At 64.3% G+C, this 484-nt stretch carries 2 protein-coding genes; both read right to left on the bottom strand.

Translation table 11 applies throughout. The features are described from left to right. A partial coding sequence (locus AC3A35_RS27900; RefSeq protein ID WP_487439808.1) for an ATP-binding cassette domain-containing protein occupies window positions 1–329 on the bottom strand: 329 nt, incomplete at its 3' end. Further along, window positions 329–484 (bottom strand): ABC transporter ATP-binding protein C-terminal domain-containing protein (locus AC3A35_RS27895; protein ID WP_487439809.1); only part of this gene is annotated, 156 nt, incomplete at its 5' end. The genes AC3A35_RS27895 and AC3A35_RS27900, both read right to left, overlap by 1 nt.

The following is a 484-nucleotide window of genomic DNA, read 5'->3' as shown; positions in this document are numbered from 1 at the left end:
TCGCGCTTCTCGGGCACCAGGTTCATGCCGCGCGCGACCATGCGCTCGACCTCGGGCACCGCCTCGATGCTGCCGTCGAACGCCACTTTCCCCTTCGATTCGAGCACCCCCATGATCGCCGAGAGCATCGTCGTCTTGCCCGCACCGTTGGGGCCGATCACGGTCACGATCTGGCCCTCGCCCACGGTCAGGTTGGCGTTGGTGAGCGCCTCGACCTTGCCGTAGGACACGCACAGGTCGCGGATCTCGAGCACCTTCGAGGTCGGCTCGTTGTGGGCCGGAGTCTGAACTTGGGTCTGGGTCCGGTTCTGGCTCTGTTCCATCGTCATCACTCCACCCCGCCGAGATAGGCTTCGAGCACCGCCGGGTCTTTCTGCACATCTTCCGGCAGGCCCTCGGCGATCTTTTCGCCGAACTCCATCACCACCACCCGATCCACCAGCCCCATGACGAAGTCCATGTCGTGTTCGACCAAGAGGATCGC

Source organism: Azoarcus sp. Soil_N_20 (assembly GCF_057656155.1).
The sequence above is the reverse complement of the archived record's forward strand: the minus strand, read 5'-3'. Positions and strand labels throughout refer to the sequence as shown.